General features: G+C 68.9%; 23 protein-coding genes and 1 riboswitch. Of the genes, 15 read left to right on the top strand and 8 right to left on the bottom strand.

The features are described 5' to 3' along the window. Positions 1-122: 122 nt before the first annotated feature. On the bottom strand, positions 123-1,019 hold the full coding sequence (thiD, locus tag V7Z98_RS08635) for a bifunctional hydroxymethylpyrimidine kinase/phosphomethylpyrimidine kinase (protein WP_334157679.1): 897 nt from the start codon (positions 1,017-1,019) through the stop codon (positions 123-125). Continuing rightward, positions 1,009-1,110, bottom strand: a riboswitch (TPP riboswitch). Its footprint overlaps the gene before it by 11 nt. A 100-nt stretch (positions 1,111-1,210) precedes the next feature. Here thiD and V7Z98_RS08630 point away from each other — a divergent pair. The 7 genes from V7Z98_RS08630 (at position 1,211) to V7Z98_RS08600 (ending at position 10,535) form a co-directional block, all read left to right on the top strand. Next, positions 1,211-2,719 carry a carbonic anhydrase gene (locus V7Z98_RS08630; RefSeq protein ID WP_334157678.1) on the top strand — a complete coding sequence of 503 codons (1,509 nt, stop codon included), beginning with the start codon at positions 1,211-1,213 and terminating at the stop codon, positions 2,717-2,719. Between the two features lie 193 nt (positions 2,720-2,912). Further along, positions 2,913-3,575, top strand: a complete 663-nt coding sequence (locus tag V7Z98_RS08625) for a TetR/AcrR family transcriptional regulator (RefSeq protein ID WP_293264141.1) — start codon at positions 2,913-2,915, stop codon at positions 3,573-3,575. A gap of 68 nt (positions 3,576-3,643) precedes the next feature. Continuing rightward, positions 3,644-4,828, top strand: coding sequence for an efflux RND transporter periplasmic adaptor subunit (locus V7Z98_RS08620; protein ID WP_334157677.1), 1,185 nt, complete (start codon positions 3,644-3,646; stop codon positions 4,826-4,828). Further along, a complete protein-coding gene (locus V7Z98_RS08615; protein ID WP_334157676.1) occupies positions 4,825-8,058 on the top strand; it encodes an efflux RND transporter permease subunit in 3,234 nt (1,077 codons plus the stop codon). The genes V7Z98_RS08620 and V7Z98_RS08615 overlap by 4 nt, the downstream gene beginning before the upstream one ends. Positions 8,059-8,155: 97 nt before the next feature. After that, positions 8,156-8,809 carry a protein-L-isoaspartate O-methyltransferase family protein gene (locus V7Z98_RS08610; RefSeq protein WP_293264159.1) on the top strand — a complete coding sequence of 218 codons (654 nt, stop codon included), beginning with the start codon at positions 8,156-8,158 and terminating at the stop codon, positions 8,807-8,809. 16 nt (positions 8,810-8,825) lie between these two features. Beyond that, the gene (locus tag V7Z98_RS08605) at positions 8,826-9,158 is read left to right on the top strand and encodes a rhodanese-like domain-containing protein (protein ID WP_293264135.1); all 333 of its coding nucleotides are present in this window, start codon (positions 8,826-8,828) and stop codon (positions 9,156-9,158) included. Positions 9,159-9,197: 39 nt separating this feature from the next. Continuing rightward, entirely contained in the window at positions 9,198-10,535 is a 1,338-nt protein-coding gene (locus V7Z98_RS08600; RefSeq protein WP_334157675.1) for a TolC family outer membrane protein, read from the top strand. Between the two features lie 934 nt (positions 10,536-11,469). Here the strand turns inward: V7Z98_RS08600 and waaA are convergent. Both waaA and waaC read right to left on the bottom strand, forming a co-directional pair. Then, positions 11,470-12,804: a lipid IV(A) 3-deoxy-D-manno-octulosonic acid transferase gene (waaA, locus tag V7Z98_RS08595; protein ID WP_334157674.1), complete on the bottom strand. Its 1,335-nt coding sequence runs from the start codon at positions 12,802-12,804 to the stop codon at positions 11,470-11,472. A 44-nt stretch (positions 12,805-12,848) separates the two neighbouring features. Further along, entirely contained in the window at positions 12,849-13,985 is a 1,137-nt protein-coding gene (gene waaC, locus V7Z98_RS08590) for a lipopolysaccharide heptosyltransferase I (protein ID WP_334157673.1), read from the bottom strand. 205 nt (positions 13,986-14,190) lie between these two features. On the opposite strand from waaC, the gene V7Z98_RS08585 reads away from it, so the two are divergent. The 8 genes from V7Z98_RS08585 to V7Z98_RS08550 all read left to right on the top strand — a co-directional run bounded on the left by V7Z98_RS08585 (position 14,191) and on the right by V7Z98_RS08550 (position 21,715). Further along, on the top strand, positions 14,191-14,967 hold the full coding sequence (locus V7Z98_RS08585) for a glycosyltransferase family 2 protein (RefSeq protein ID WP_334157672.1): 777 nt from the start codon (positions 14,191-14,193) through the stop codon (positions 14,965-14,967). A gap of 96 nt (positions 14,968-15,063) precedes the next feature. Continuing rightward, positions 15,064-16,080: an NAD-dependent epimerase gene (locus V7Z98_RS08580; RefSeq protein WP_334157671.1), complete on the top strand. Its 1,017-nt coding sequence runs from the start codon at positions 15,064-15,066 to the stop codon at positions 16,078-16,080. A gap of 48 nt (positions 16,081-16,128) precedes the next feature. After that, positions 16,129-17,418 (top strand): nucleotide sugar dehydrogenase, encoded by a 1,290-nt coding sequence (locus tag V7Z98_RS08575; protein WP_334157670.1) that lies wholly within the window; start codon positions 16,129-16,131, stop codon positions 17,416-17,418. Positions 17,419-17,460: 42 nt separating this feature from the next. Next, positions 17,461-18,528 (top strand): dTDP-glucose 4,6-dehydratase, encoded by a 1,068-nt coding sequence (gene rfbB, locus V7Z98_RS08570; RefSeq protein ID WP_334157669.1) that lies wholly within the window; start codon positions 17,461-17,463, stop codon positions 18,526-18,528. An 8-nt stretch (positions 18,529-18,536) separates the two neighbouring features. After that, positions 18,537-19,436 (top strand): dTDP-4-dehydrorhamnose reductase, encoded by a 900-nt coding sequence (rfbD, locus tag V7Z98_RS08565; RefSeq protein WP_334157683.1) that lies wholly within the window; start codon positions 18,537-18,539, stop codon positions 19,434-19,436. 5 nt (positions 19,437-19,441) lie between these two features. After that, positions 19,442-20,326 (top strand): glucose-1-phosphate thymidylyltransferase RfbA, encoded by an 885-nt coding sequence (rfbA, locus tag V7Z98_RS08560; protein ID WP_334157668.1) that lies wholly within the window; start codon positions 19,442-19,444, stop codon positions 20,324-20,326. 1 nt (position 20,327) lies between these two features. After that, positions 20,328-20,876 (top strand): dTDP-4-dehydrorhamnose 3,5-epimerase, encoded by a 549-nt coding sequence (rfbC, locus tag V7Z98_RS08555; RefSeq protein WP_334157667.1) that lies wholly within the window; start codon positions 20,328-20,330, stop codon positions 20,874-20,876. An 8-nt stretch (positions 20,877-20,884) separates the two neighbouring features. Further along, complete coding sequence (locus tag V7Z98_RS08550; protein WP_334157666.1) at positions 20,885-21,715, top strand: symmetrical bis(5'-nucleosyl)-tetraphosphatase; 831 nt, start codon at positions 20,885-20,887, stop codon at positions 21,713-21,715. A 251-nt stretch (positions 21,716-21,966) separates the two neighbouring features. On the opposite strand, the gene V7Z98_RS08545 is transcribed toward V7Z98_RS08550, so the two are convergent. From V7Z98_RS08545 to V7Z98_RS08525, 5 genes are all read right to left on the bottom strand, one after another. After that, on the bottom strand, positions 21,967-22,842 hold the full coding sequence (locus tag V7Z98_RS08545) for a lysophospholipid acyltransferase family protein (protein WP_334157665.1): 876 nt from the start codon (positions 22,840-22,842) through the stop codon (positions 21,967-21,969). A 51-nt stretch (positions 22,843-22,893) separates the two neighbouring features. Further along, complete coding sequence (locus tag V7Z98_RS08540; RefSeq protein ID WP_334157664.1) at positions 22,894-23,703, bottom strand: GNAT family N-acetyltransferase; 810 nt, start codon at positions 23,701-23,703, stop codon at positions 22,894-22,896. A gap of 147 nt (positions 23,704-23,850) precedes the next feature. Continuing rightward, positions 23,851-24,342 carry a glycine zipper 2TM domain-containing protein gene (locus V7Z98_RS08535; RefSeq protein WP_293264109.1) on the bottom strand — a complete coding sequence of 164 codons (492 nt, stop codon included), beginning with the start codon at positions 24,340-24,342 and terminating at the stop codon, positions 23,851-23,853. A gap of 58 nt (positions 24,343-24,400) precedes the next feature. Then, positions 24,401-25,336, bottom strand: a complete 936-nt coding sequence (locus V7Z98_RS08530) for a carbohydrate kinase family protein (RefSeq protein ID WP_293264107.1) — start codon at positions 25,334-25,336, stop codon at positions 24,401-24,403. Between the two features lie 202 nt (positions 25,337-25,538). After that, positions 25,539-26,744 carry a DUF3426 domain-containing protein gene (locus tag V7Z98_RS08525; RefSeq protein WP_334157663.1) on the bottom strand — a complete coding sequence of 402 codons (1,206 nt, stop codon included), beginning with the start codon at positions 26,742-26,744 and terminating at the stop codon, positions 25,539-25,541. Between the last annotated feature and the right edge of the window lie 35 nt (positions 26,745-26,779).

Here is a 26,779-nt window from a genome sequence, read left to right as displayed (position 1 = left end):
GCACTGTCGACGTGGGCCTGGGCGGCGGTGAAGGGGGCTTTGGCGTTCATGGGGAAACTCCCGGTGGGGCAGGGTGGTGCGAAGAGGCTAATAAGAGCGATGGTTTTAGCGCAAGTAGGCGCTCACCACCAGGCGTGAAAGTGATGGGTCGGGCCGTGGCCGCTGCCGACCCGGAGCCGGCCGCTTTCGGCGATGGCCCGGTTGAGATAGGTCCGGGCATCGGCTACGGCGGCGGGTACGTCGGGGCGCTGCGGCAGCAGAGCGGCGATGGCCGCCGACAGGGTGCAGCCGGTGCCGTGGGTGTTGCGGGTGGGCAGGCGCCGGCCTTCGAATTCGATCATGCGGTCGCCGTCGAAGAGCAGGTCGGTGAGGTCGTCGCCGGGCAGGTGGCCGCCCTTGAGCAGCACCCAACGCCGGCTGTCGTCGGGCAGCAGGCGGCGCAGCTTCTCGGCGGCCTTGTACATTTCGCGCACCGACTCCGGGTGGCCGATCTCCACCAGCACCGCCGCTTCCGGCAGGTTGGGGGTGATCACCGTGGCCTGGGGCAGCAGGGCCTCCTTGATCAGGCCGATGGATTCGTCGGAAAGCAGCTTGTCGCCGCTCTTGGCCACCATCACCGGGTCCACCACCACCTGGGCCGGGCGCCACTTGGCGAAGCCCTCGGCCACGGTGCGCACTACCGCCGGGGTGCCGAGCATGCCGGTCTTGGCGGCGGCAATGGCCACGTCGGCGAACAGGGTGTCGATCTGCAGCGCCAGGAAATCGGTGGGTGGGACGTGCACGCCGGCGACGCCCTGAGTGTTCTGGGCGGTCAGGGCGGCAATCACGGCGCTGCCGTAGGCGCCCAGGGCGGAAAAGGCTTTCAGGTCGGCCAGCACGCCGGCACCGCCGGAGGGATCGACCCCGGCGATGGTCACGACGTTGGGCGGCACCGCCGGGTGGGCGCCCGGGGCGGAGGGGGAAGACGAGGGGGACGTCGCGAGGACGTCAGTTTCTGGCAGGATAATGGCTGGCGGCATGGCGTTTCCCTTCGCCGGCATGACCCGGATCAGGTTCCAAGGGACTCTCTCAGCCGCCCAGCCCATCCGGGCGGCACCCCTAACGTGGAACCGCACGGTACTGGAAAAGCGCTGTGCCCTCAAGTTTCCTATTGGCAGGCCGTAAAACCGACGTAGACCAATAATTTCCGCCGCTGTCCCGGGGAACTCAAATGATCCAATCGCGAATCGGCATCATCCGCCAGGCCGAGGGCGTCCGCGCCCCTCGGCGCCTGGGCGCGTGCCTGCTCGCGGCCGCCCTGGGCGCGGCCGCGCTGCTGCCTGGGGCGGCTCAGGCCGAGGGGCAGCGCAAGAACGTCAAGCCGATCACCGAGATGCGCCTGGACGGCCCGGCGGTGGTGGCCAAGGCCGCGCCGGACGCCAAGTCGGCGGCCCCCGCGCCTGCCACTGCCGCGCCGGATTGGCGCTCCCTGGTCAGCGAGACCGGTCGGCGGGTGGACATCGACCGGGCCAGCATCAAGAAGGACGAAACCGGCAAGACCGTGGCCTGGGGCCGCATCGTCCTCGACAAGGAAGTGCCGGACCCGCGCAGCTCGGCCGCCTACAAGGTGGTCCAGGCTTACAACCGCTACGACTGCTCCAACCGCACCTTCGCCACCCTGAAACGTTCCTTCCTGCGCGCCGACGGCGAGGTGCTGCGGGAGGAGGACGTGAAGGCCGCCGCCGAGCTGCCGGTACGCGGCGGCAGCATCGAAGACCGGCTGCTGCGCGAAATCTGCCGTCCCCAGACCCCCGGCGAAGTGCGCCGCGAGGCCGAGCGGGCCGCCGGCCGGGTGATGGAAGTGGCGTCCTTCGACCTGCAAAAGGCCAACGACGCGCTGGTGGCCAAGGAAACCAAGAAAGCGATGAAGAAGGTCGCCGCCACCGAGGCCCCTGCGCCGGCGGCGGCCTCCGACCCGGCCGCCACCCTGGAGGCGCGCATGGCCAAGGCTCCGGCGCCCCGGGCGGCAGTGGCGCGGCGCGCGCCGCCGCCCCGGGAGGTCGAGGTGCATTGGGACTACGAGGGCCTGGGCGGACCGGAGAACTGGGGCCGGCTCAAGCCCGAGTTCTCGCTGTGCGCCAAGGGCACCCGCCAGTCCCCCATCGACCTGCGCGACACCATCCAGGTGGATCAGGAGCCGATCCAGTTCCAGTACGAGGATGCGCCCTTCCGCATCGTGGACAACGGCCACACCATCCAGGTCACGCCCTTGGGCAACAACTTCATCACGGTGATGGGGCGGACCTACCGGCTGCGCCAGTTCCATTTCCACCGGCCCAGCGAGGAACTGATCAACGGCCGGGACTTCGACATGGTGGCCCACCTGGTGCACCAGTCTGCCGACGGCCGGCTGGCGGTGGTGGCGGTGCTGCTCGAACGGGGCGCCTTCAATCCGACCATCCAGACCCTGTGGAACAACCTGCCGCTGGAAAAGCAGGACGAATTCCAGCCCACCACCGCCACCCTGGACCCGGCCAGCCTGTTGCCCAAGGACCGGGGCTACTTCGCCTACATGGGCTCCCTCACCACCCCGCCGTGCACCGAGGGCGTGCTGTGGCTGGTGATTCGCCAGCCGGCGCCGATCGCCGCCGAACAGATCGGCATTTTCAGCCGCCTCTACCGCAACAACGCCCGCCCCGTGCAGGCGGGTAACGGCCGGCTGATCAAGGAAAGCCGCTAACGCCGCGAAGCCAACCCCGGGGCGATCCGGAGTCAGCAAGAAGGGCGCTGCCGAGGCAGCGCCCTTTTTCATTGCCGGTCGCGGCCAGGTGCCGATGCCGTGAGGCGGTGTCCGGTACCGGACAGCAAAAAAGGTTTGACGGACAAGGACGTGTCATTTAGTTTACTGACTGGTCAGTAACTAACTTAACGTCATGACGCCCCCCTCCGACACGAACGCTTCCGCCACCGAAGCGGCGCCCCGGCGCCGGCGCAAGGAAGCCCGCCCCCAGGAATTGATGGCGGCGGCGCTGGCGCTGTTCGTCGAGCACGGCTTCGCCGCCACCCGCCTGGACGACGTGGCGGCCCGGGCCGGCGTGTCCAAGGGCACCCTGTACCTGTACTTCGACAGCAAGGAAGCCCTGTTCGAGGCGGTGATCCGGGAGGGCATCGTCCCGGCGCTGAAGGAGGCTGGGGCCCGGGTGGCGGCCTATCAAGGCTCCGCCTCGGCCTTGCTCGAGGAGTTGCTCAAGGCCTGGTGGGCGCTGATTGGCGAGGGCCCCCTGGGGGGTATCCCCAAGCTGATGATCAGCGAGGCGCGCAATTTTCCTTCCGTGGCCGAGTACTACTACCAGAACGTGATTGTTCCCGGCCGTCGCCTGCTCGCCCTGACCCTGGAGCGGGGCATGGCCGCCGGCGAATTCCGCGGCGTGGACGTGGATACGGCCATCGACGTGGTCATCGCCCCCCTACTCATGCTGGCCATCTGGCGCTACTCCATGGGGCCGTGCTGCCCGTCCGACGCCAGCTACGACACCGAGCGCTACCTGCGCACCCACCTGGACATCGCCCTGGACGGCCTACGCTGCCGGGGCTGACCCGGCGCCGCCAGCCCGCATAAGTCCGGCCCGTCTTCCGTCCTTCCCGCCTTTCCCTCTTTTTCGCCATGACCCGACTCCCCGCCCTGCCGTTCCGGCCCGCCCGGCCTCTCTGTGCGGTTCTGCCCCTGCTGGTCCTGCTGGCCTCGGCCTGCTCCCGGGAGGCGCCCACCGCCGTGCCACCCATGCCGGTGCTGGTGGCGGCGGCCCAGCCGGCGCCCCTGGGCGGCCAGGTGTTTTCCGGCGAAGTGCGGGCGCGCCGCGAGGCCGACCTGGCCTTCCGTATCGCCGGCAAGCTGGCGATCCGCCTGGTGGACCCGGGCAGCCGGGTGAAGCCCGGCGACGTGCTGGCCCGGCTCGATCCCGAAGACGTCCGCCTGTCCGCCGCCGCCGCCCGGGCCCAGGCGGCCCAGGCCGAGGCGGATCTGAAGCTGGCCCAGGCCGATATCGCCCGTAACCGGGCGCTGCGCGCCCAGAACTTCATTAGCCAGGCCGCCCTGGACCAGAAGCAGGCGGCCTACGATGCCGCCGTGGCCCGGGTCGAGGCGTCCCGCGCCCAGGCGGCGGTGGCCGGCAACCAGTCCGGCTATGCGGCCCTGGTGGCCGACGTGCCCGGGGTGGTCACCCAGTACTACGCCGAGCAGGGCCAGGTGGTGTCCGCCGGCCAAGCCGTGGTGCGCCTGGCGCCGGACGGGGACAAGGACGTGGTGATCGCTGCCAGCGAATCCCAGGTGGGCGCCTTCAAGGTCGGTGAGCCGGTGCTGGTCAGCCTGTGGGCCCGGCCCCAGCCCCTGATTCCCGGCGAGGTGCGGGAAATCGCCCCCGCCGGCGAAGCCGCCAGCCGGACCTTCGTCGTCAAGGTACGGCTGAAGCCGGCCAAGCCCGATGAATCCGCCGTGCTGCTGGGCATGACAGCCACCGTGTTGGTGGGTGGCGCCCGGGACGACGGCGCCGTGCTGGTGCCGCCGGGCGCCCTGGTGCGCAGCGGCGGCAACGAGGTGGTATGGGTGGTGGCCGCTCCGGCCGCGGCGGCGGGGCAGTCCGCCCGGGCCGAGGCCCGGCCGGTGCAGGTGCGCCAGTACCGGGAGGACGGGGTGGTGGTGAGCGGCCAGGTGCGCCCCGGCGACTGGGTGGTGTCCCATGGCGGGCACAAGCTCCTGCCCGGCCAAGTCGTGCGTCCCGCCAGCCTGCCCGGCGAGGCGCCGGTGGCCCTCACCGCAGCCGCGGCGCCGGCCGCCGGGAGCGCCAAGTGACCGGCCGCTTCAACCTGTCCGAATGGGCCCTGGCGCACCAGCCCCTGGTGCGCTACCTGATCTTCGTCCTGGCCCTGCTGGGCGTGCTCGCCTACGGCAAGCTGGGCCAGTCGGAAGACCCGCCGTTCACCTTCAAGGTGATGGTGGTGCGCACCAACTGGCCCGGCGCCAGCGCCCGGGAGGTGGAGCAGCAGGTCACCGACAAGATCGAAAAGACCCTGCAACAGGCGCCCCAGGTGGACATCCTGCGCAGCTATTCGCGGCCCGGCGAATCGGTGGTGATCTTCCAGGCCAAGGATTCCACGCCGCCGGCCCAGGTGCCGGACCTGTTCTACCAGGTGCGCAAGCGGGTCGGCGACATGCGCTACCAACTGCCCGCCGGCACTCAGGGGCCCTACTTCAACGACGAGTTCGGCGACACCTTCGGCAACATCTACGCCCTGACCGGCGAGGGCTACACCCCCACCGAACTGCGCGATTACGCCGACCGCATCCGCAACCGGCTGCTGCAGATCAAGGACGTGGCCAAGGTGGAGCTGTTCGGCGACCAGGACGACAAGATCTACGTCGAACTGTCCAACATCAAGCTGGCCAACCTGGGCCTGGACCTGACCGCGGTCACCGAGGCCCTGGCGCGCCAGAACGCGGTGACCGAGCCCGGCTTCTTCGAAACCGGCGAGGACCGGGTGCGGCTGCGTCTCTCCGGCGCCTACGACACGGTGGCGACGGTGCGCGACACCATGCTCCGCGCCGGCAACCGGCTGATCCGCCTGGGCGACATCGCCGAGGTCAAGCGCGGTTACGCCGAGCCGGCCCAGCCGCGCATGCGCTTCATGGGCCAGCCGGCCCTGGGTCTGGGCGTGTCCATGGCTCCGGGGGGCGACATCATCCGCCTGGGCAAGGCCCTGGAGGAGGAGGCCGCCCGCTTCAAGGCCAACTTGCCCGCCGGGCTGGAACTGCGCGAGGTGGCCAGCCAGCCCAAGGCGGTACAGCGCTCGATCAACGAATTCGTGCGTTCCTTGGCCGAGGCGGTGATCATCGTGCTGATCACCTGCTTCTTCTCCCTGGGGTTGCGCACCGGCCTGGTGGTGGCGGTGTCGATCCCTCTGGTGCTGGCCGCCACCTTCCTGCTCATGCAGTACTTCGGCGTGGGCCTGCACAAGATTTCCCTGGGGGCGCTGGTGCTGGCCCTGGGCCTGCTGGTGGACGACGCCATCATCGCCGTGGAGATGATGGTGGTGAAGATGGAGCAGGGCTGGGAGCGCACCAAGGCGGCGGCCTTCGCCTACACCTCTACCGCCGGTCCGATGCTCTCCGGCACCCTGGTCACCGTGGCCGGCTTCCTGCCGATCGCCACTGCCCAGTCGGCCACCGGCGAATACACCCGCTCGATCTTCCAGGTGAACGCCATCGCCCTGCTCACCTCCTGGGTGGCGGCGGTGGTGGTGATCCCCTACCTGGGCTACCACATGCTGCCCGACCCCCTGGCGCCCCGGGAGAGCCGGCTCTCCTACCGGCTGTGCCAGCGCTGGCTGCACCCGCTGCTGGCCCGGCTGTCGACCCGCTTCCCGCGCCTGGAATCCCGGGTGAACGGCTGGCTGGAGAAGGCCACCGCCTCCCGGGTCGAGGACCACCACGCCCATCCCGAGGAAATCTACAACACCCCCTTCTACCACCGCTTCCGCACCCTGGTGGACTGGTGCGTCAAGCGCCGCTGGCTGGTGATCGCCGCCACCCTGGCGGTGTTCGTCACGGCGCTGGTGGGCTTCCGCTTCGTCCAGCAGCAGTTCTTCCCCAGCTCGACCCGGCTGGAGCTGATGGTGGACTTGCGCCTGCCCGAGGGCTCGTCGTTCACCGCCACCGAACAGGTGGTGCAGCGCCTGGAAACCATGCTGGCCAAGGAGGCCGGCGTGGAGAACTACGTGGCCTGGGTCGGCACCGGCAGCCCACGCTTCTACCTGCCCCTGGACCAGCAGTTGCCCCAGACCGCCTTCGCCCAGTTCGTGGTGCTGACCCGCAGCATCGAGGACCGGGAGGGGTTGCGCGACCACCTGATCGCCCTGTTCCGCGACGACGCCGGCTTTGCCCCGGTACGGGCCAACATCACCCGCCTGGAGAACGGCCCGCCGGTGGGCTTCCCGGTCCAGTTCCGGGTCAGCGGCGAGCACCTGCCCACCCTGCGCGCCCAGGCCGAGAAAGTGGCGGCGGCGATGCGCGCCAACCCCCACCTGTCCGACGTGCAGTTCGACTGGGACGAGCCGTCCAAGGTGCTGCGCCTCGAGGTGGATCAGGACAAGGCGCGCCAGCTCGGCGTGTCCACCAGCGAGCTTGCCCAACTGCTCAACACCGCCCTGATCGGCCTGAAGGCCACCGAGTTCCGTGAGAAGAACCGCACCATCGAGGTTCTGTTGCGGGGCGACCGGCGCGAGCGCACCTATCTGTCGCAACTGGAAACCCTCAATGTGCCGACCCGGACCGGACGCACCGTGCCCCTGGCCCAGGTGGCCAAGGTGCGCTATGAGATGGAGGACGGCCTGATCTGGCGGCGCAACCGGCTGCCGACCATCACCGTGCGCGGCCAGATCTACGACAGCCGCATCCAGGCGCCCACTGTCACCGAACAGTTGCTGCCCAAGCTGGAACCGATCCGCGCCGAACTGCCCCCGGGCTATACCCTGGAAACCGGCGGGGCCGTGGAAGAGGCGGCCAAGGGCTCGTCGTCGGTGGCCGCCGGCATGCCCCTGTTCATCTTCACCGTGCTGACGGTGCTGATGGTCCAGCTGAACAGCTTCTCGCGCACCATGCTGGTGGTACTCACCGCACCCCTGGGGCTGATCGGCGTGACCCTGTTCCTCCTGCTCTTCAACCGCCCCTTCGGCTTCGTCGCCATGCTTGGCACCATCGCCCTCTTGGGCATGATCATGCGCAACTCGGTGATCCTGGTGGATCAGATCGAGCAGGACATCCGCCACGGCCTGGCGCCCTGGCGGGCCATCGTCGAGGCCACGGTGCGGCGCTTCCGCCCGGTTGTGCTGACAGCCGCCACGGCCATCCTGGCGATGATCCCGCTCACCCGCTCCACCTTCTTCGGCCCCATGGCGGTGGCGATCATGGGCGGCCTGCTGGTGGCCACGGCGCTGACCCTGCTCTACCTGCCGGCCCTGTATGCCGCCTGGTTCCGGGTCCGCCCCCAGCCGGCCGCGCAGGAGGGTCAAGCCCCTGCGGTATAATCCCAAGGTTTAGCGCAACTCGCGTGGTCCGCCTACGGCGCACCGGTGCAACGTAACCTCGGGAAACGATGGAGAAGGCAAGGAAATGGAAAGCACACTGAATATCGAGCAGGCCCGCTTCAACATGGTCGAGCAGCAGATTCGTCCCTGGGACGTGCTCGATGCGTCGGTGCTCGACCTACTGTTCGCGGTCAAGCGCGAGGAGTTCGTGCCCGCCGCTTCCCGCGACCTGGCCTTCGCCGACCTGGAACTGCCCATCGGCCACGGCCAGGTGATGCTCCAGCCCAAGCTTGAAGCCCGCCTGCTCCAGGAACTGGCCGTGAAGAAGACCGACAAGGCCCTCGAAGTGGGCGCCGGCAGCGGCTACATGGCCGCCCTGCTGGCCGCCAAGGCCGCCCAGGTGACCACCATCGAGATCAACCCCGAACTGGCCAAGACCGCCACCGCCAACCTCAAGGCCGCCGGCGTCGCCAACGCCCGCGTCGAAGTGGGCGACGGCCTGCAAGGCTGGTCCGCCGGCGCTCCCTATGACGTGATCGTCGTCTCCGGTTCCGTGCCGGTGCTGCCGGAAGCCCTGCTCGCCCAGCTCAAGGTCGGTGGCCGCCTGGCCGCCATCGTCGGCACCGCCCCGGTGATGGAAGCCCAGATCATTACCTGCACCGCCCCCCACACCTACTCCACCCTCAACCTGTTCGAGACCGTGGCGCCCGCCCTGCAAGGCGCGCCCCAGCCGAGCACCTTCAGCTTCTGAGCCCAGCCCGCCGATCATGCAGAACCTTGCACCCCGCGACCTGGCCGAGTGGCTCGCCGATCCCGCCCGGGAAAAACCCCTGCTGCTGGATGTGCGCGAGCCCTGGGAATTCGCCCTGTGCCACCTGCCGGACAGCCGGCACGTGCCCATGGGGCAGATTCCGGCCCGCTGGGAAGAGCTGAACGATCGGCCCGAAGGCGTACCCGTGGTGTGCATCTGCCACCACGGCGGGCGCAGCATGCAGGTGGCGCTGTTCCTCGAACGGGCGGGGGTGGGGCCGGTCTTCAACCTGGCAGGAGGCGTTCACGGCTGGGCCGGGGACGTGGATCCGGCCATGCCCACCTACTGAGTCATCGACTCCCGCCATTCCCGTTACGGAGATTCCGGCATGTTGCTGCGCGCGTTGCTTGCCACCCTGTCCCTGACCCTGGCCGGCCAGGTTCTGGCCGCCGAAGACCTGGTGCAGATCTACCGCCAGGCCCTGGATAGCGACCCGCAGTACGCCGCTGCCCGGGCCACCCTGGAAGCGGGCCAGGAAAAGCGGCCCCAGGCCCTGTCGGGCCTGCTGCCTGTGGTGGTGGGCAACGCCAACACCACCTGGAACCACTATGACCTGAAGGTCGGCCCCTACCCGTCGGCCAAGCAGGGCTACAACTCCAACGGTTGGGCCCTCCAGCTCACCCAGCCCATCTTCCGCTGGGACCGCATTGCCACCTACCGCCAGTCCGGCGCCCTGGTGGCCCAGTCCGAGGCCCAGTTCGCCCAGGCCCGGCAGGACCTGGTGCTGCGCGTCGCCCAGGCCTATTTCGACGTGCTCTATGCCCAGGAAAACCTGGCCGCCCTGAAGGCCCAGAAGGTGGCCATCGGCCAGCAGCTGGCCCAGGCCAAGAAGAGCTTCGAGGTGGGCACCGCCACCATCACCGACACCCATGAGGCCCAGTCCCGCTTCGACCTGGCCACGGCTCAGGAACTGGCGGCCGACGCCGACCTGGAAGTGAAGCGCCGCGCCCTGGCCGCCATCATCGGCCGGGAGCCGGGGGAACTGGCCCGTCTCAAGGCCGATGCCCGCCTGACACCGCCCGAGCCCCAGGCCATGACCCCCTGGGTGGAATCGGCCCAGCGCGACAACTTCCTCGTCCAGGTGCAGCAGGCCGGCCTGGAAGCGGCCGAGCGCGAGGTGGACAAGCAGCGCGCCGGGCACCTGCCCAGCGTGGACGTGGTGGCCAACCAAGGCTATACCGGCAGTCTCAGCCAGAGTGTGCTGAACGGCTACCCAGCGGCCCTGGACAGCAAGACCAACACCTACAGCGTCGGTTTGCAGGTGACCATCCCCCTATTCCAGGGGGGCTACGTCAATTCCAAGACCCGGGAAGCCCAGGCCCAGCGCCAGGCGGCCATCGCCAACCTGGACAACGCCCGGCGCAGCGCCGCCCTGGCGGCCCAGCAGTCCTACCTGGGGGTGATGAGCGGGCTGGCCCAAGTGAAGGCCTACGAGGCGGCCCTGGCCTCGTCCAACCTGGCCCTGGAGTCGAACAAGCTCGGCTACGAGGTGGGGGTGCGCATCAACATCGACGTGCTCAACGCCGAGCAGCAGGTCTACACCACCACCCGGGACTTGGCCAAGTCGCGCCTCGATACCCTGGTGGCCCAGCTCAAGTTGAAGTCCGCCGTCGGCGCCCTGGCCGAAGAGGACATCGGCCGGGTCAACGTCCTGCTGGAGCACTGATCGCCTGGCGCCGGGCGAACCCGGCGGGCGCATCAACTCCGGACGGCGCTGGTTGGCTTCAGCCGGTATGCCGTCGAATCGGGTGGTCGCTGCCTGAAAAGGCGCGCCAGTATTGAATCTCCAGGCGCTATTCCGGGAGAGCAAGCGCTGGCGCCGTTCTCCAAGACCCCATTGTGAAGATCCAATATTGGTGCGCCTTTCCACGGTGGCTGCTCCAAGCCTTGCCTCGAATGGGGCAAACCACAGGGTGACCCACTGAGGCGCCAAGAGCATCAATGGGCACCTCGTACCGACGCGGCGAGATCGCTTTCCCTTGGTGAAGCGTGGTGCACCTTGGTGGTTCGCTTTTCAGACTCTCACATGGCGCTGGTGCAATCGGAAGCGCCGGGTTTCGCCTGACGGCGAGCTACTTTCTGTCCGGCGACAGAAAGTAGCCAAAGAACGCCGTGCCCGCTCCCCCGCCGGCAGACCAATAAAGCCGGCCTGCCGGTGCCCTGCGCTACTCGCCCGGGACGGGGGCTGCGGAACTCGGCCTACGGCCTCGGACAGTCCTCGCCCTTTCCCGTCCCGGCCTGCGTTGCTCGGCGGGGGAGAAGGGCACACGGGGGCGCACGGTTGGTGCGCCACGTTGCTTGGGCCAGTTGTGCATTACCCTGAAAGCTACGTCTGGTGCGGCGTTCCAGGGTGCGCTTTCCGAGAGCCGCGCCGGTATTGGGTTGGCGGGTATTCGCCTTGTAGATCAAGCATTGGCGCGGGGTTTCAGGTCGTGCGAGAAATTTGGCGTTGCGTACGCACCTGCCATCCCGCTGTGCTTGCCGCACCCCCGCACCCCTGCGAATGCTGCGTTGGAAGCGGTTCCGCAGGTTCGCACCTCGCGCCTCGCACCACGTAGCGATACGGCGAATCGCTTTCCTTTGCTGAAGCGTGATGCCCCTTAGCTCCGCATCGCGGCGTCGATCACCGCCATCACCCGTTCCGTCGCGCCGCGATGGGCCGTGCTGAAGGTCGTCGCGGCGTTTTGCATGGCGGCCAGCGCTGTAGGGTGGGTGAGGAGATCGGCGGCGGCCGATGCCAGTTCCGCCGCGTCTGCCACCTGCCGCGCTGCGCCGGCCGCCACCGCGTCCCGGGTGGCCTGGGCGAAGTTGAAGGTGTGGGGGCCGATCAGCACCGGGCAGCCGCAGGCTGCCGCCTCGATCAGGTTCTGCCCGCCCAGGGGCACCAGGCTGCCGCCGATGAAGGCCAGGTCGGCGCAGGCGTAGTAGGCCGGCATCTCCCCCAGCGAATCCCCCAGCCAGACGTCGGTGGCGGCATCGACCGCGGGTACCGTTTCCCCCGGCGCGGTCGAGCGGCGGGTCAGCGCGAGGCCGGCACCCTGGGCCAGGGCCGCTACCTCGTCGAAGCGCTGCGGGTGGCGCGGCACCAATACGAGCAGGGTCCGCTCCAGCCCGGGCTGGCGGCGCAGGGCGGCGAAGGCGTCCAGCACCAGGGGCTCTTCCCCTTCCCGGGTGCTGGCGGCGAGCAGCACCGGGCGCGGGCCGCCGGCCTGGAAGGCGGTGCGCCAGGCCCGGCCCCGATCGAGCAGGGCGGGGGGCGGGGCCACGTCGAATTTGACGTTGCCGCACACGGCGATGTTGCCGGCGCCGCAACCGGCCAGCCGTTCGGCGTCGGCCCGGGTCTGGGCGGCCACGGCGGCCAGGGCGGCGAAGGCCGGGCGGACCAGGGCGGAAAAGCGCCGGTAGCCCCGGGCCGAGCGTTCCGACAGGCGGGCGTTGGCCAGCACCACCGGCACTTGGCGGGCGGCGCAGCTTTGCACCAGGTTAGGCCACAGCTCGGTTTCCATCAGCACGCCGACTTTGGGGCGCCAGGCGTCGATGAAGCGGTTCACCGCCCCGGGCAGGTCGTAGGGCAGGTAGGCGACGGCTATGCGCTCGCGGCCGGGGAAGCCGGCGGCCAGGTAGAGGGATTCGGCGGTGTCCCGGCCGGTGGGGGTCATGCCGGTGATGACCAGGTGGTGGTCCGGATGATGGTCGAGCAGGGCCCGCACCACGGGCTGGGCGGCCCGGGTTTCGCCCACCGATACGGCGTGCAGCCACAGCCAGGGCGTGCCGTCGTAGGGAGTGGAACCATCCGGCGGGGCGCTGTGGCCGAAACGCTCGCCCAGATGGTGCCGGTAGCCGGGCTGGCGCCGGCCGCGCCACCACAGGCGCAGGCAGATGAGCGGCGTCAGGGCGTAGAAGAGCAGGATGTAGGCGAGGCGGGTGAGGTCCATGGCGGGCGGTGGGAACCGTGCGGGGTGGCTGGGCGCCTGGGGGGTCAGCCGGCGGCGGGCAGGTCGTGGCCGGCGAGGAAGGCGTAGGCGTGGGCGGCCACGTCTCGGGGTTCGGGACACTGGGCCTTGCCGCCCAGGTTGGCGTGCAGCCCGGCGGAGAGGACGCCGGTGAGGCCCGGGTCGGTGGCGACGAACAGGGCCAGGGTGGGGATGTTGAGCGCCGCGGCCAGGTGGGTGAGGCCGGTGTCCACGCCCACCGCCAGCCGGGCGCGGGCGATCTGGGCGGCCAGGTCGGCCAGGCCCGAGGCGGGAAGCGCCTCGGCGCGAGGGGGGGCGGAAAAGGCGCGCCCCGCCTCGATCTGCGCGAGGGGGGGCTGGAGATCGTTTATCCACGCGGGGTTTGGCGTGGTGGTGTCGGAGCTGTTGAGAGCGGAGGCGATGCGTCCGGCCCGCTCCCGCTCCCGGGGGCTGCCGCCGGGCAGGCGCAGGTCCAGGCCGGCGGCGAGCAGGGCCCGGCCCAGGGCGATCCAGTGGTCTTCCGGCCATAGCTTGTCGTCCCGGCTGGTGGCGGTGAGCAGCACGGCGTAGGGCCGTTCGGCCTCGGCGCCGATGGCCGGGGTGGGCAGGCGCAGGCTGCCGGCCAGGCCGTAATCGAGGGGCAACAGGTCGAGCTGGTCGGCGTAACCGAAGGCGGCGGCGGCCAGCCAGCGGTTGCGGGTGACGGCGTGGATGCCGGTGGGGATGCTGTAGGTCCGGTTGTAGAAGCGCGCCGCCAGGGGTTCCCGGGCCGATTCCGGGGCGTAGCCGGCCTTGGGGCCCCGGGCCTGGCGGGCGATCAGGGCGCTCTTGACCAGGCCCTGGGTGTCGAGCACAGCGTCGTAGGCAGTCTCGCGCAGGGTGCGGCGGAAGGCACCGATCTCGCCCCAGGTGGCGCCTTGCAGCAGGTGCTTACGCCAGCGCCGCACCGCCACCGGGATCGTCCGGGCCACGCCGGGGTGCAGGCCGGGCAGGGCCTGGAAGCCTTCCTCGACACACCAGTCGATGCGCGCCTCGGGGAAGTGACGGCGCAGGTCGCTGACCACCGGCAGATTGTGGATGACGTCCCCTAGGGACGAGGTCTTGACCAGCAGCAGGGTCGGCGGGGCGTGGGGGCGGGAGGCGGGAGCGGGCAGGGGCGGCAAGGTAGAATGGCGGCCGAATGAAGGGAGAATGCGCTAGTCGCGGAACAGGACCAGGCAGGCGGCATAGGCGCGGCGAATACCCACGGTATTGGCGCGGGTGGATTATACGGCCCTGCCGTCCATCCGGCCCGCCCCGCCGGGTGCCGGGCCATGCCGCCGGGCCTTCTTCCCTCTCGCCTTTCCGACCACTCCGAGTGCTCCGACCATGCCCCTGTCCGTCGTCATCATCACCCTCAACGCCGCCGCCCAGTTGCCGGCCTGCCTGGACAGCGTCGATTTCGCCGACGAGGTGCTGGTGGTGGATTCGGGCAGCAGCGACGGCACCGTGGAGCTGGCCCGCGCCCGGGGCGCCAGAGTGATCCACCAGGACTGGCTGGGGTTCGGTCCGCAGAAGCAGTTTGCCGTGGAGCAAGCGGCCCACGATTGGGTGCTGTGCCTGGATGCCGACGAGCGGGTCAGCGCGCCGCTGCGGGCGAGCATCCTGGCCGCGCTGGCGGCACCGACGGCCCGGGCCTACCGCTTCGCCCGCTGCAACCGCTTCCTCGGCCGCTACCTGCGCCACGGCGAGGGCTACCCGGACTGGAGCCTGCGCCTGTTCCACCGCGGCCATGCCCGCTGGTCCGACGACGCGGTGCACGAGAAGGTGGTGGTGGCGTCGGAGGCCGGACCGGTCGCCACCCTGGCCGGCGACCTGATGCACGATTCGGCCGAGAGCATCGCCGCCTACCTGACCAAGCAGAACCGCTACACCAGCCTGGCCGCCGAAGCGGCGGTGGCGGCGGGAAAGAGGGCGTCGGCGGGGCGGGTGGCGCTCTCGCCCCTGGTGCGCTTCTTCAAGTTCTACGTGGTGCGCCGCGGCTTCCTCGACGGCCTGCCCGGCTTCATCCACGTGACGATCGGCTGCTTCAACAGCTTTACCAAGTACGCCAAGATGCGGGAGATCGCATTGCGGGCCGGTCGGCACGGCTCCGGCCAGGGGTGATGCCTTGGGGCGGAGACGGAGTGGGGCTCCGGTATAATTTTCGTTTTGCCCGGGGCGCTATGCGTCCGGGCGGTCATTCAGGCGTGTGGGGGTAATTTGAAAGTTCTGGTCACCGGTGCCGCCGGATTCATCGGCATGCACACGTCGTTGCGCCTGCTCGACCGGGGCGACGAGGTCGTGGGGTTCGACAACTTCAACGACTACTACGATCCGACCCTCAAGGAAGCCCGGGCGGCCCGTCTGGCGGGTCACCCCAACGCAGCCCGCTTCCGCATGGTGCGCGGCGACGTGGCCGACACGGCGGCGGTGGCGGCCCTGTTCGCCCGGGAAGGCTTCGATCGGGTGGTGCACTTGGCCGCCCAGGCCGGCGTCCGTTATTCCCTGCAGAACCCCCACGCCTACGTCTCGGCCAACCTGGCGGGCTTCGTGAACATCCTCGAAGGCTGCCGCCACGGTCGCGTCGGGCACCTGGTGTACGCCTCCAGCTCCAGCGTCTACGGCGGCAACACCAAGATGCCGTTCTCCGAGCACGACAGCGTGGACCATCCGGTGAGCCTGTACGCGGCCACCAAGAAGTCCAACGAGCTGATGGCCCACACCTACAGCCACCTGTTCGGCCTGCCCACCACCGGCCTGCGCTTCTTCACCGTGTATGGCCCTTGGGGGCGCCCGGACATGGCCTTGTTCCTGTTCACCCGGGCGATCCTGGAAGGCCGTCCCATCGACGTGTTCAACCACGGCCAGATGGTGCGCGACTTCACCTATGTGGACGACATCGTCGAGGGCGTGGTCCGCGTGCTCGACCAGCCGGCCCAGCCCGACCCGGCCTTCGACCCGGCCAATCCGGACCCGGCCCGCAGCAATGCCCCATACCGGGTGTTCAACATCGGCAACCACGATCCGGTACAGCTGATGACCTACATCGAGACCCTGGAGAAGGCCCTGGGCAAGACGGCGGAAAAGAACTTCCTGCCCTTGCAGGACGGCGATGTGCCGGCCACCAGTGCCGATACCGCCGAACTGGCGACCGCCGTCGGCTTTGCTCCCGCGACCACGGTGGAAGAGGGCGTGCGCCGCTTCGTGGCGTGGTACCGGGACTACTACGCACAGTGATGCGTACGCACCAATGCACAAGAACGAGCGCAAGAAAGAGTGGAAGCGATGACTGATACCCGATTCAATCCGACCGTTGCCGTCATCGGCCTGGGCTATGTGGGGCTGCCGCTGGCGGTGGCGTTCGGCAAGCGCTTCCGTACCATCGGTTTCGACCTGGCCGAGAGCAAGGTCGCGGCTTACCGCCAGGGATTCGATCCCACCGGCGAAGTGTCCAGAGAGGAGCTGGCCGAGGCCGTGCATCTGGAGGCGACGACGGACCCGACCCAGCTTTCCCTGGCCGATTTCATCGTGGTCGCCGTGCCGACACCGGTGGACGACGCCCACCAGCCCGACTTCTCGCCCCTGGTCGGCGCCTCCGAGACCGCTGGGCGGCACATGAAGCGGGGCGCGACCCTGGTGTTCGAATCCACGGTCTACCCCGGGGCCACGGAAGAGGTGTGCATCCCGGTGCTGGAGCGGAGTTCCGGACTGCGCTGGGGGCAGGATTTCCACGTGGGCTATTCCCCGGAGCGCATCAATCCGGGCGACAAGGAGCACACGCTGACCCGCATCGTGAAGGTGGTGTCCGGGGACAGCCCCGAGACGCTGGAGCAGGTGGCGCGCCTGTACGAGTCGGTCATCGTGGCGGGGGTGCACCGCACTACCTCGATCAAGGTCGCCGAGGCGGCCAAGGTCATCGAGAACACCCAGCGCGACCTGAACATCGCCTTGATGAACGAACTGGCGCTGATCTTCGACAAGCTCGGCATCGATACCAACGAAGTGCTCGAGGCGGCCGGGACGAAGTGGAACTTCCTCAAGTTCAAGCCGGGCCTGGTCGGCGGCCACTGCATCGGCGTGGACCCCTACTACCTGACCCACAAGGCCGACATGCTGGGCTATCACCCCCAGGTGATCCTGGCCGGCCGCCGCATCAACGACGGCATGGGCAAGTTCATCGCTGAAAAGACCATCAAGCTGATGATCCAGGCGGGGCAGAACATCAAGGGCGCGCGGGTGAACGTGCTCGGCCTGACCTTCAAGGAAAACTGCCCGGACCTGCGTAACTCCCGGGTGCCGGACATCATCCGTGAGCTGGAGAGCTACGGGGTGGAGGTGTTCGTCCACGATCCCCTGGCCGATGCGGCGGAGGCAAAGCACGAATACGGCCTGACCCTGTCCGCCTGGGGCGATCTGCCGGTGGCCGAGGCGGTGGTGCTGGCGGTGGCCCACGATGCCTACCGCAACGACGGTGCCGCCATCGCCGAGAAGATTCTTCCCCGTGGCGGGCTGGCAGATGTCAAAGCCCTGTTCGGGCAGCCGCCCCGCGGCGACATCACCCTGTGGCGTCTGTGATTTCGCCGCTGTATCGACAACAAGCATAGGGAGCGGAACAACGTGATCCTGGTAACTGGCGGGGCCGGGTTCATCGGCGCCAATTTCGTGCTCGACTGGCTGGCGGAGAACGAGGAGCCAGTCCTCAACCTCGACAAGCTGACCTACGCGGGCAACCTGGAAAACCTGGCGGCGTTGGCCGGGAATCCACGCCACATCTTCATCCAGGGCGACATCGGCGACGCGGCGCTGCTCGAAAAGCTGCTGACCACGCACCAGCCCCGGGCCGTGGTGAACTTTGCCGCCGAGTCCCATGTGGACCGCTCCATCCACGGCCCCGAGGATTTCATCCAGACCAATATTGTCGGCACCTTCCGCCTCCTCGAGGCGGTCAGGGGCTACTGGAGCCGGCTCGACGACGCGGCGCGGGCGACATTCCGCTTCCTGCACGTTTCCACCGACGAGGTCTATGGCTCCCTGACCGCGGAGGCGGCGCCTTTTGCCGAGTCGCACCGTTACGAACCCAACAGCCCGTACTCGGCCTCCAAGGCCGCGTCCGACCATCTGGTGCGGGCGTATCACCATACCTACGGGTTGCCGGTTCTCACCACCAACTGTTCCAACAACTACGGCCCCTACCATTTCCCGGAAAAACTGATCCCGCTGATGATCGTCAATGCCCTGGCGGGCAAGCCCCTGCCGGTCTATGGAGACGGCATGCAGGTTCGCGACTGGCTCTACGTCAAGGACCACTGCAGTGCGATCCGGCGCGTACTCGCCGCCGGCCGCCTGGGGGAAACCTACAATGTCGGCGGTTGGAACGAGAAGCCGAACATCGAGATCGTCCATACCCTGTGCGACCTGCTGGATGAGATGCGGCCCCGGGACGACGGACAGCCCTACCGTACGCAAATCATCCATGTGGCCGATCGCCCCGGGCACGACCGCCGCTATGCGATCGATGCGCGCAAGATCGAACGGGAGTTGGGGTGGCGTCCGGCGGAAACCTTTGAATCCGGTATCCGCAAGACGGTCCGCTGGTACCTGGATAACCAGGACTGGGTCGCCAACGTGCAAAGCGGCGCATACCGCACCTGGCTGCAGACGAATTACGGCGAGGCGCTGACGTGACGGCTCCGCTGAAAATCCTGCTCTTCGGCAAGAACGGGCAGGTGGGCTGGGAACTGCAGCGCGCCCTGGCGCCGTTGGGCCACGTGCTTGCCTTGGGGACGTCGGGCCAGCCCGGTCTGGCTGGGGATTTTCGCGATTCCGAGGCGATCGCCCGGACTGTCCGGACGGTGGCGCCGGATGTGATCGTCAATGCGGCCGCCTACACTGCCGTCGACAAGGCGGAAGGCGAGCCCGAACTGGCCCGGTCCATCAATGCCGACAGCGTGGCGGCGATCGCCCGGGAAGCCGCGGCCCTGGGGGCCTGGCTGGTGCATTACTCCACGGATTACGTCTTCGATGGCAGCGGCGAGCGGCCCTGGTGCGAGCGGGACGTCCCCGCGCCCCTGTCGGTCTACGGTCAGACCAAGCTGGCGGGAGAGCAGGCAATCCAGGCGGCCGGGTGTCGCCACCTCATCTTCCGGACGAGCTGGGTCTATGCCACCCGTGGCGGCAACTTCATCAAGACCATGCTGCGCCTGGCGGCGGAACGGGACCAACTCAAGGTGATCGACGACCAGTTCGGGGCCCCGACCGGTGCCGAACTGATCGCCGACGTGACCGCCCACGCCATCCGCACCGCCCGACGGCAGGCGGACGTGGCCGGGCTTTACCATCTGGCCGCCGCTGGGGAAACCACCTGGTACGGCTACGCGCGCCATGTGATCGAATCCGCCCGCGCGGCGGGGCGCCCGGTCCTGGTCCGGCCCGAGGCCGTCCAGCCCGTGCCGACCAGCGCCTATCCCCTGCCGGCCCCGCGGCCGCACAACTCGCGTCTGGATACGGCGCTGCTGCAACAGACCTTCGATCTGGCTCTGCCCCATTGGAAAATTGGGGTGTCACGCACGTTGGCGGAACTTTTCGACAAATAATCACCATGATCCAGCGCAAAGGTATCATTCTCGCGGGCGGGGCCGGAACCCGCCTGCATCCGGCCACGTTGGCGGTGTCCAAGCAGCTTCTGCCTGTCTTCGACAAGCCGATGATCTACTATCCCCTGAGCACACTGATGCTGGCCGGGATCCGCGACATCCTGATCATTTCGACGCCCCAGGACACGCCCCGTTTCGAGCAGCTGTTGGGCGATGGCCGGCAATGGGGGTTGAACCTGACCTATGCCGTGCAGCCCAGCCCGGACGGTCTGGCCCAGGCCTTCATCATCGGCGAGTCCTTCCTTGCCGGGGCGCCAAGCGCGTTGGTGCTGGGCGACAACATCTTCTACGGCCACGATTTCCCGCAACTGCTGGGCAATGCCATGGCTCGGGAACACGGCGCCAGCGTGTTCGCCTACCACGTCCACGACCCCGAACGTTACGGCGTGGCCGAGTTCGATACGGCGGGAAAAGTCCTGAGCCTGGAGGAAAAACCTGCCCGGCCCCGGTCCAACTATGCGGTCACCGGCCTGTATTTCTACGACAGCCAGGTGGTGGAACTGGCCAAGGGATTGCAACCTTCCCCCCGTGGCGAACTGGAAATCACCGATCTCAATCGCCTCTATCTGGAACGGGGCGACCTGTCGGTCGAGATCATGGGGCGCGGCTATGCCTGGCTCGATACGGGGACCCATGAAAGCCTGCTCGAGGCGGGGCAATTCATCGCCACCCTGGAAAAGCGCCAGGGCCTGAAGGTGGCCTGTCCCGAGGAAATCGCCTGGCGCCATGGCTGGGTCGACGACGCCGAACTCGATCGGCTCGCCCAGCCCCTGGCCAAGAACGGCTATGGTCAGTACTTGCAGGGTCTGTTGAAGCAGAAGGTGTTCTAAGGTGAAAGCGGTTCCATCGACGATTCCGGACGTGATCCGCTTCGAGCCGAAAGTATTCGGCGACGAGCGCGGATTTTTCTTCGAGAGCTTCAATGCCCGCGAATTCGCCAAGGCCACGGGGTTGGAGGCACAGTTCGTCCAGGACAACCATTCCCGCTCCCGCCAGGGCGTACTGCGCGGGCTCCACTATCAATTGGCGCCGAAGGCCCAGGGCAAGCTGGTGCGGGTGACCGAGGGCGAAGTGTTCGACGTGGCGGTGGACATCCGCCGCGGTTCGCCGACTTTCGGCCAATGGGTGGGGGAGATTCTCTCCGCGGAAAACAAGCGCCAGCTGTGGATTCCAGCCGGTTTTGCCCACGGCTTCGCGGTGTTGTCCGAGAATGCCGAATTCCTGTACAAGACCACCGACTATTGGTCCCCCGAGCACGAGCGCTGCATCCGCTGGGACGATCCGACACTGGCGATCCCGTGGCCGGTGCCGGGAACGCCGCTGGTCTCCGACAAGGATCGCCAGGGGTTCAACCTGCGCGATGCCGAACTTTATGATTGAGTGATTTCATGGCCACCTACGCCATCGGCGACATCCAGGGCTGCTTCGACGCCCTGCAATGCCTGCTCGACCGCTGCCGCTTCGACCCCGCCCAGGACCGGTTGTGGTTCGTCGGCGACCTGGTGAACCGGGGGCCCCAGTCCCTGGAAACCCTGCGCTTCGTGCGCGGCCTGGGGGATGCGGCGGTGACGGTGCTGGGCAATCACGACCTGTACCTGTTGATGGTGGCCGCCGACGCGGTGCCCAAGCGGGGGCGGGATGACACCCTGGACGAGATCCTGGCCGCGCCGGACCGGGGCGAGTTGCTCGACTGGCTGCGTCGCCAGCCCCTGTGCCACCGGGAAGGCCCCTACTGCGTCGTCCATGCCGGCCTGCTGCCGGGCTGGAGCGCCGACCAGGCCCGGGTCCTGGCCCGGGAGGTGGAGCTTGAGCTGGCCGGCCCGGACTGGCGCCGCTTCCTGCAAACCCTGTGGGGCGACGAGCCGGCGGCCTGGCGCGACGATCTGGCGGGGACGGAGCGCCATCGGGTGATTGTCAACGCCATGACCCGGATGCGCTTCTGCTCGCCGGAGGGCGAGATGGAATTCCGCGCCAAGGGGGAGCTGAGCGACGCCCCCTCCGGCTTCCTGCCCTGGTTCGACGTGCCCGGGCGGCGCAGCCACGACGGCCGAACCGTGCTGGTCACCGGCCACTGGTCGGCCCTGGGCCTGTTCCTGCGCACCGATCTGCTGGCCCTGGATTCGGGCTGCCTGTGGGGTGGCGCCCTGACCGCCCTGCGCCTGGAGGATCGGCAGGTCTTCCAGGTGGAATGCGGCCAGGACGGCTGCGTCGCGCGCTGATGGGGCTGCGATCGGGCAGCCTATAAATTTTTGTTATGTTGCCCGGTGGGTGCTTCGTCAAGCTCGGCGACTGGCGCGGACCTTCTGTTTTTCACTGCCGGGCATCATTAATATTTTTAATGATGTGACCGGCTGATCGGCGCAATGCCGTCATTTCGCCGTCACTGCGGCCAAGGGCGAATCCGTAAACGGAGGGCGGCGCCTGAAAGTCAGAGGCGCCGCAAAATCAGCCCGTCAGCCTGCGGCGCCCATCAGTCCACGGCAAAACCCAGAGCGTTGGCGATGCTGGCCCGGGCGGTGCGCGCCAGGGTGCGGCGGTCGGCGCAGGGCGAATCGGGTCCGGTGTCGAGGGGGGGCAGAATCTGCACCCGCACGATCAGCCGGCGGCGCGTCAGGATGGCGCCCAGGCACTGGCCCATGGTGGTGTCCCCGGCATAGGCCGGCGCCAGGCTGGGGCGCCCGTCAGCCTCGTGGTACGACAGGGCGATGGGGATCACCGGCAGCCCTGTTTCCACCGCCGGTTGCAGCAGGGCGCCGTGGAAGTGCAGCAGATGGGTGCCGTCGGTGGTGGTGCCTTCCGGAAACAAGGCCACGTGGGCGCCGGCGGTCATCGCCGACTCGATCTCCCCGTTGACCACCTTGGCGTGGCCCCGGCTGCCGCGGCGCAGGAAGATGGTGTCGGTGTGGGCCGCCAGCCAGCCGATCACCGGCCACTGGCGCACCTCTGCCTTGGAGACGAAGGCCACCGGCAAGGTGGCGTTGAGGGCGTAGATGTCGATCCAGGACACGTGGTTGGCCACCACCAGGCCGGCAGGAGGCAGCACCGCGCCGTCGGCGTGGCGGACCTCCAGGGCGAAGCCGAGCATGGCCAGCAGTTGCCGGGCCCAGCGGCGCTTCAAGGCGCGGCGGTGGCGCGGCGAGGTCCAGGGATAGACCAGCATCAGGGTCAGCACGCCCTGGACGAGATGGAGCGCCAGCCGGGCGCAGCGGAACAGGCGCACGACCCGGGTGGTGGGGCGCGGGGCGGTGCGCGAAAGCGTGTCTGGCGCGGCCGCGGCGTTGCCGTCGGGATGGGCTAGGGAAGGAGCGGGGGCGTTCAGTTTCGGACTCGCGAGGTGAAACGACAAACGGGGAGACGCAGGCGCCTCCCCGGGATCGGGCGGTTGCCGCCGGCGCGCTCAGGCGCCGTTCTTCAGGAAGTGCTTGGCGTAGCGGGCATCCACCCGGGACATGGGCAGCAGCACCGGCAGGTCGGCGGTGTTGAAGTCCGGGTCCCAGGCCGGCTCGCCGCACACCCAGGCGCCGGCGCGCAGATAGCCCTTGACCAGGGGCGGCACCAGCGCTTCGCTGCTGGCGGCGGCTTCGCGGCTCAGGGCGTCCAGGGGCAGGGGCACCCGGGGGAAGACCCGGTATTCCAGGGGCGACATGTGCTCGGTCAGGCGATGATACAACGCGGCGGCGGCGAAGCCCCCGTCGGCCATGGACACCGAGGCGCAGCCGATCAGGTAGTCGTAGCCGTTCTCCAGCATGAAGCGGGAGAGGCCGGACCACAGCAGGGTGATGGTGGCGCCGCTGCGGTAGTCGGGATGGACGCAGGAGCGGCCCACTTCCACCAGCTTGGGGCGCAGGTGCTGCAGGCGGGTCAGGTCGAACTCGCCCTCGGTGTAGTAGTTGCCGATCTTGCGCGCGGCTTCGGGTGACAGGATGCGGTAGGTGCCCACCACCTCGCCGCTGTCCTCGTCGCGCACCACCAGGTGCTCGCAATGGGCGTCGAACATGTCCTGGTCAACGCCCGGGGTGCGGCATTGCAGGTTGGCGCCCATTTCCTGGGCGAACACCCGGTAGCGCAGGCGTTGGGCTTCTTCGATTTCACGGGGACTGCGGGTCAGGCCCACGCTCAGGTGGCGGCGCTGGCGCGCGGCGGATTGTTCCTGGGCGGCGGCGTCGGCGTTGTGCAAGACCGGGGACTGGTCGGCTGGGGTCGTCATGGAGTGCTCCCTCTCGTTCGGTGGGGACCACTGTACGGATCGACCATGACAGACCGGTTGCAGCCGCATTAACCGTCCATGACCTGGAGGGCGGAAACGCCACGGGGCCCCGCAGGGCCCCGTGATATGCCGGTATCGGCGCGCGGATCAGCGCGATACGCGGGTGGCGCCGCCGCCGGACAGCACCCGCACCCGGTCGCCAGGGGCGAACTGCTGATCGGCTTCCTGCACCACGGCGATCAGGGAGCCGTTGTCGAGGCGCACGGTGATTTCTAGGCCCTGCTTGCGGGTCAGGCCTTCCTCGGCCGCCGCGCCGGCCAGGCCGCCGGCCACGGCACCGATGATGCCGCCGATGATCTGGCCCTTGCCGCCGCCCACGTTGCTGCCGGCCACACCGCCCACCGCGGCGCCGGCCAGGCCGCCGACCGGGGTCTTGGTGCCTTCGATCTGCACCGGCTTGACGGCTTCGACCACGCCCATGCGCACCACCTGTTCCTGGCGCGCCTGGTCGCGGCTATAGACCTCGCCGGAGCGGCTGGAGGCGCAACCGGCGGAAATCAGCACGGTGCCGCCCACCAGGGCGAGCAGCGCCAGGCGGGAGGCGGAGAGGGGCATGGAGAGAGCGGCGGGGCGGGTCATGTCGGGCTCCTTGATCGTTCTTGGTGGTATGGGAAAAGCATACTGCGCTCGGCAGAGCTTACCAAGGCCGGTAGCCGAATTCGGTGACGAAGCGTTGCGCGATGTAATCGCGGGTGAAATGGTGGTTCTGCGGGCCGGCCTGGGCGATCTTGATCGCGCCGAGCAGGGAGGCCAGGCGCCCGGTGGTTTCCCAGTCGAAACCGGCGGCAATGCCGTAGAGCAGGCCGGCCCGGTAGGCGTCGCCGCAGCCGGTGGGGTCCACCACGGCCTCGGCCTTGACGCAGGGGATGGTGAGCTTGCGGCCGCCCACGTAGATGTCCGAGCCTTCGGCGCCCTTGGTGACGATCAGGGCAGTGACCTTCTCCGCCAGGGCCTCCAGGGAGAGGCCGGTGCGGTCCATCAGCAGCTGGGCCTCGTAATCGTTGAAGGCGGCGTAGGTGGCCTGCTCGAGGAAGGCCAGCAGGTCGGCGCCGTCGAACATGGGCATGCCCTGGCCCGGATCGAAGATGAAGGGGATGCCGGCCGCGGCGAACTGGCGGGCGTGCTCGATCATGCCGTCCCGGCCGTCCGGGGCGACGATGCCCAGCACCACGTCCTTGGCGTCGGCCACCTTGTTCTCGTGGGAGAAGCTCATGGCGCCCGGGTGGAAGGCGGTGATCTGGTTGTCCGACAGGTCGGTGGTGATGAAGCACTGGGCGGTGTAGCTGCCCGGCACCAGGCGCACGTGGTCCTGATTCAACCCCAGGTCGCCGAGGCGCTGCCGGTAGGGAGCGACGTCCTCGCCCACGGTGGCCATGATCAGGGGTTCGCCGCCGAGCAGCTTGAGGCTGTAGGCGATGTTGCCGGCGCAGCCGCCGAATTCCCGGCGCAGCTGGGGCACCAGGAACGATACGTTCAGCATGTGGATCTTGTCCGGCAGGATGTGATTCTTGAAGTGGTCCGGAAAGACCATGATGTTGTCGTAGGCGATGGAGCCGCAGATCAGGGTGCGCATGGGAATGGTGGCGGGAATAGGAATGGGCGGGTTGGAATGGCCGGGGCGGCGGGCCGCTCCGGAAAACCCGCAAGTTTAGCGCGAAAAAAACGGCCCGCCGTTGCCGGCGGGCCGAAAGCTATTCCCGAGAGACTTGCAGGGCAGGACTATGCCTGCGCCAGATGACCGGGCGATTACGGCGGCGCAGCGCCTGCCGCCGGGGTCAGGGGTAGAACACCACCAGCCGGTAGCCGGCGGCTTCCAGGGGCTTGATGTCCAGCCACACCTTGACGGCCAGGTCGGCCCCCGGGGCGAACTCGGCGGGGGCGCCCGCCGGCAGGTAGTCCGCCGGAGCCAGGGTGCGGCGCAGCACCACCGTGTCGCCCACGTCGGTGAGGGCCAGGTCCAGGGACGGGTAGGCCTGGGCGAAGGCCGCCCGGTTGCGCAGGGTGGCCTGCAGCACCAGAAGGCCGCGGCTGGCGTCGGATTGCAGGTCGGAGGCTTCCAGGCTGATCTTTTCGGTGACCCGAGGCAGGGGCACCTTCATGCCCAGGGCGGCGAACACGCCGCGCAGGGCCGGCACGCTGGTGCACAGCTCGGTGCGCCAGTAGGCGGCGGCCTGGCCGAGCAGGACGAGCACGAGCAGGGTCGCCGCCAGGGCGTAGGGCCAGGCGGGGCGCTGCTGGGATGCACCCAGGCCCAGGCCACCGGCGCCGCCGGCCAGGGGGGCCTGGGCCCATTTGCTGTAGCCGGGAATCTCGGTGTGGTCCCGGGCCAGGATCGGGTCGCTCGGGTCCGGGGTCAGGACCGGGTTGAGGGGGGCGGCGGGGGCAGCTTCCTCGGCGGCAGGTTCGGCGTTGGGCTCGGATTGGAGCTCGGCATCGGCCGGGCCGGGTTCGGCGCCCGGCTCATCCGGCGGTATTGCGCGGCCGTCCGCGGCGATGGCGCCGTCTGGGACGGGTTTCGCCTCCTCCGGCGCCATGTCGGGGCGCGGGACGAGTACGGTTTCGCCCGCCGGGTCCCAGTCCGGGCCGGGGGCGAGGAGGGTTTCCCCGGCCGGGTCCCAGGCGGGGTCGAGCAGGGGCGCGGCCTCGACGGGGGACTCCGACACGTCGAGTGCCAGGGGCTGGGGCGCCGACTGGAACTCCAGGTCGGCGGGGAGCCGGGTGGGGGCGTCCAGCGGCAGGTCGGCGGGATGCGCTGCGGGGGAGATTGCCGGGGGCTCGGCGGCTGGAGCCTGCGGCGCCGTCGCCTCGGCAGGTTCCAGGGGCGCGGCCAGGATGGTTTCGTCGCTGGGGTCTGCTTCCAGGTGTTCCCGGGCGTCGAAGACGTGCTGGCACTGGCCGCAGCGCACCCGTCCGGACCGGGCCTGGAGCTGTTCCGGGGTGATGCGGAAGGTGGTCTGGCAAGCGGGGCAGCGGGTCAGCATGACAAAACTCCGGGAGCGGGCGCGGTCAGCGCCCG

The organism is Oryzomicrobium sp. (assembly GCF_036820405.1).
GTDB lineage: Bacteria > Pseudomonadota > Gammaproteobacteria > Burkholderiales > Rhodocyclaceae > Oryzomicrobium.
This window is presented reverse-complemented; position numbering and strand designations above follow the sequence as displayed.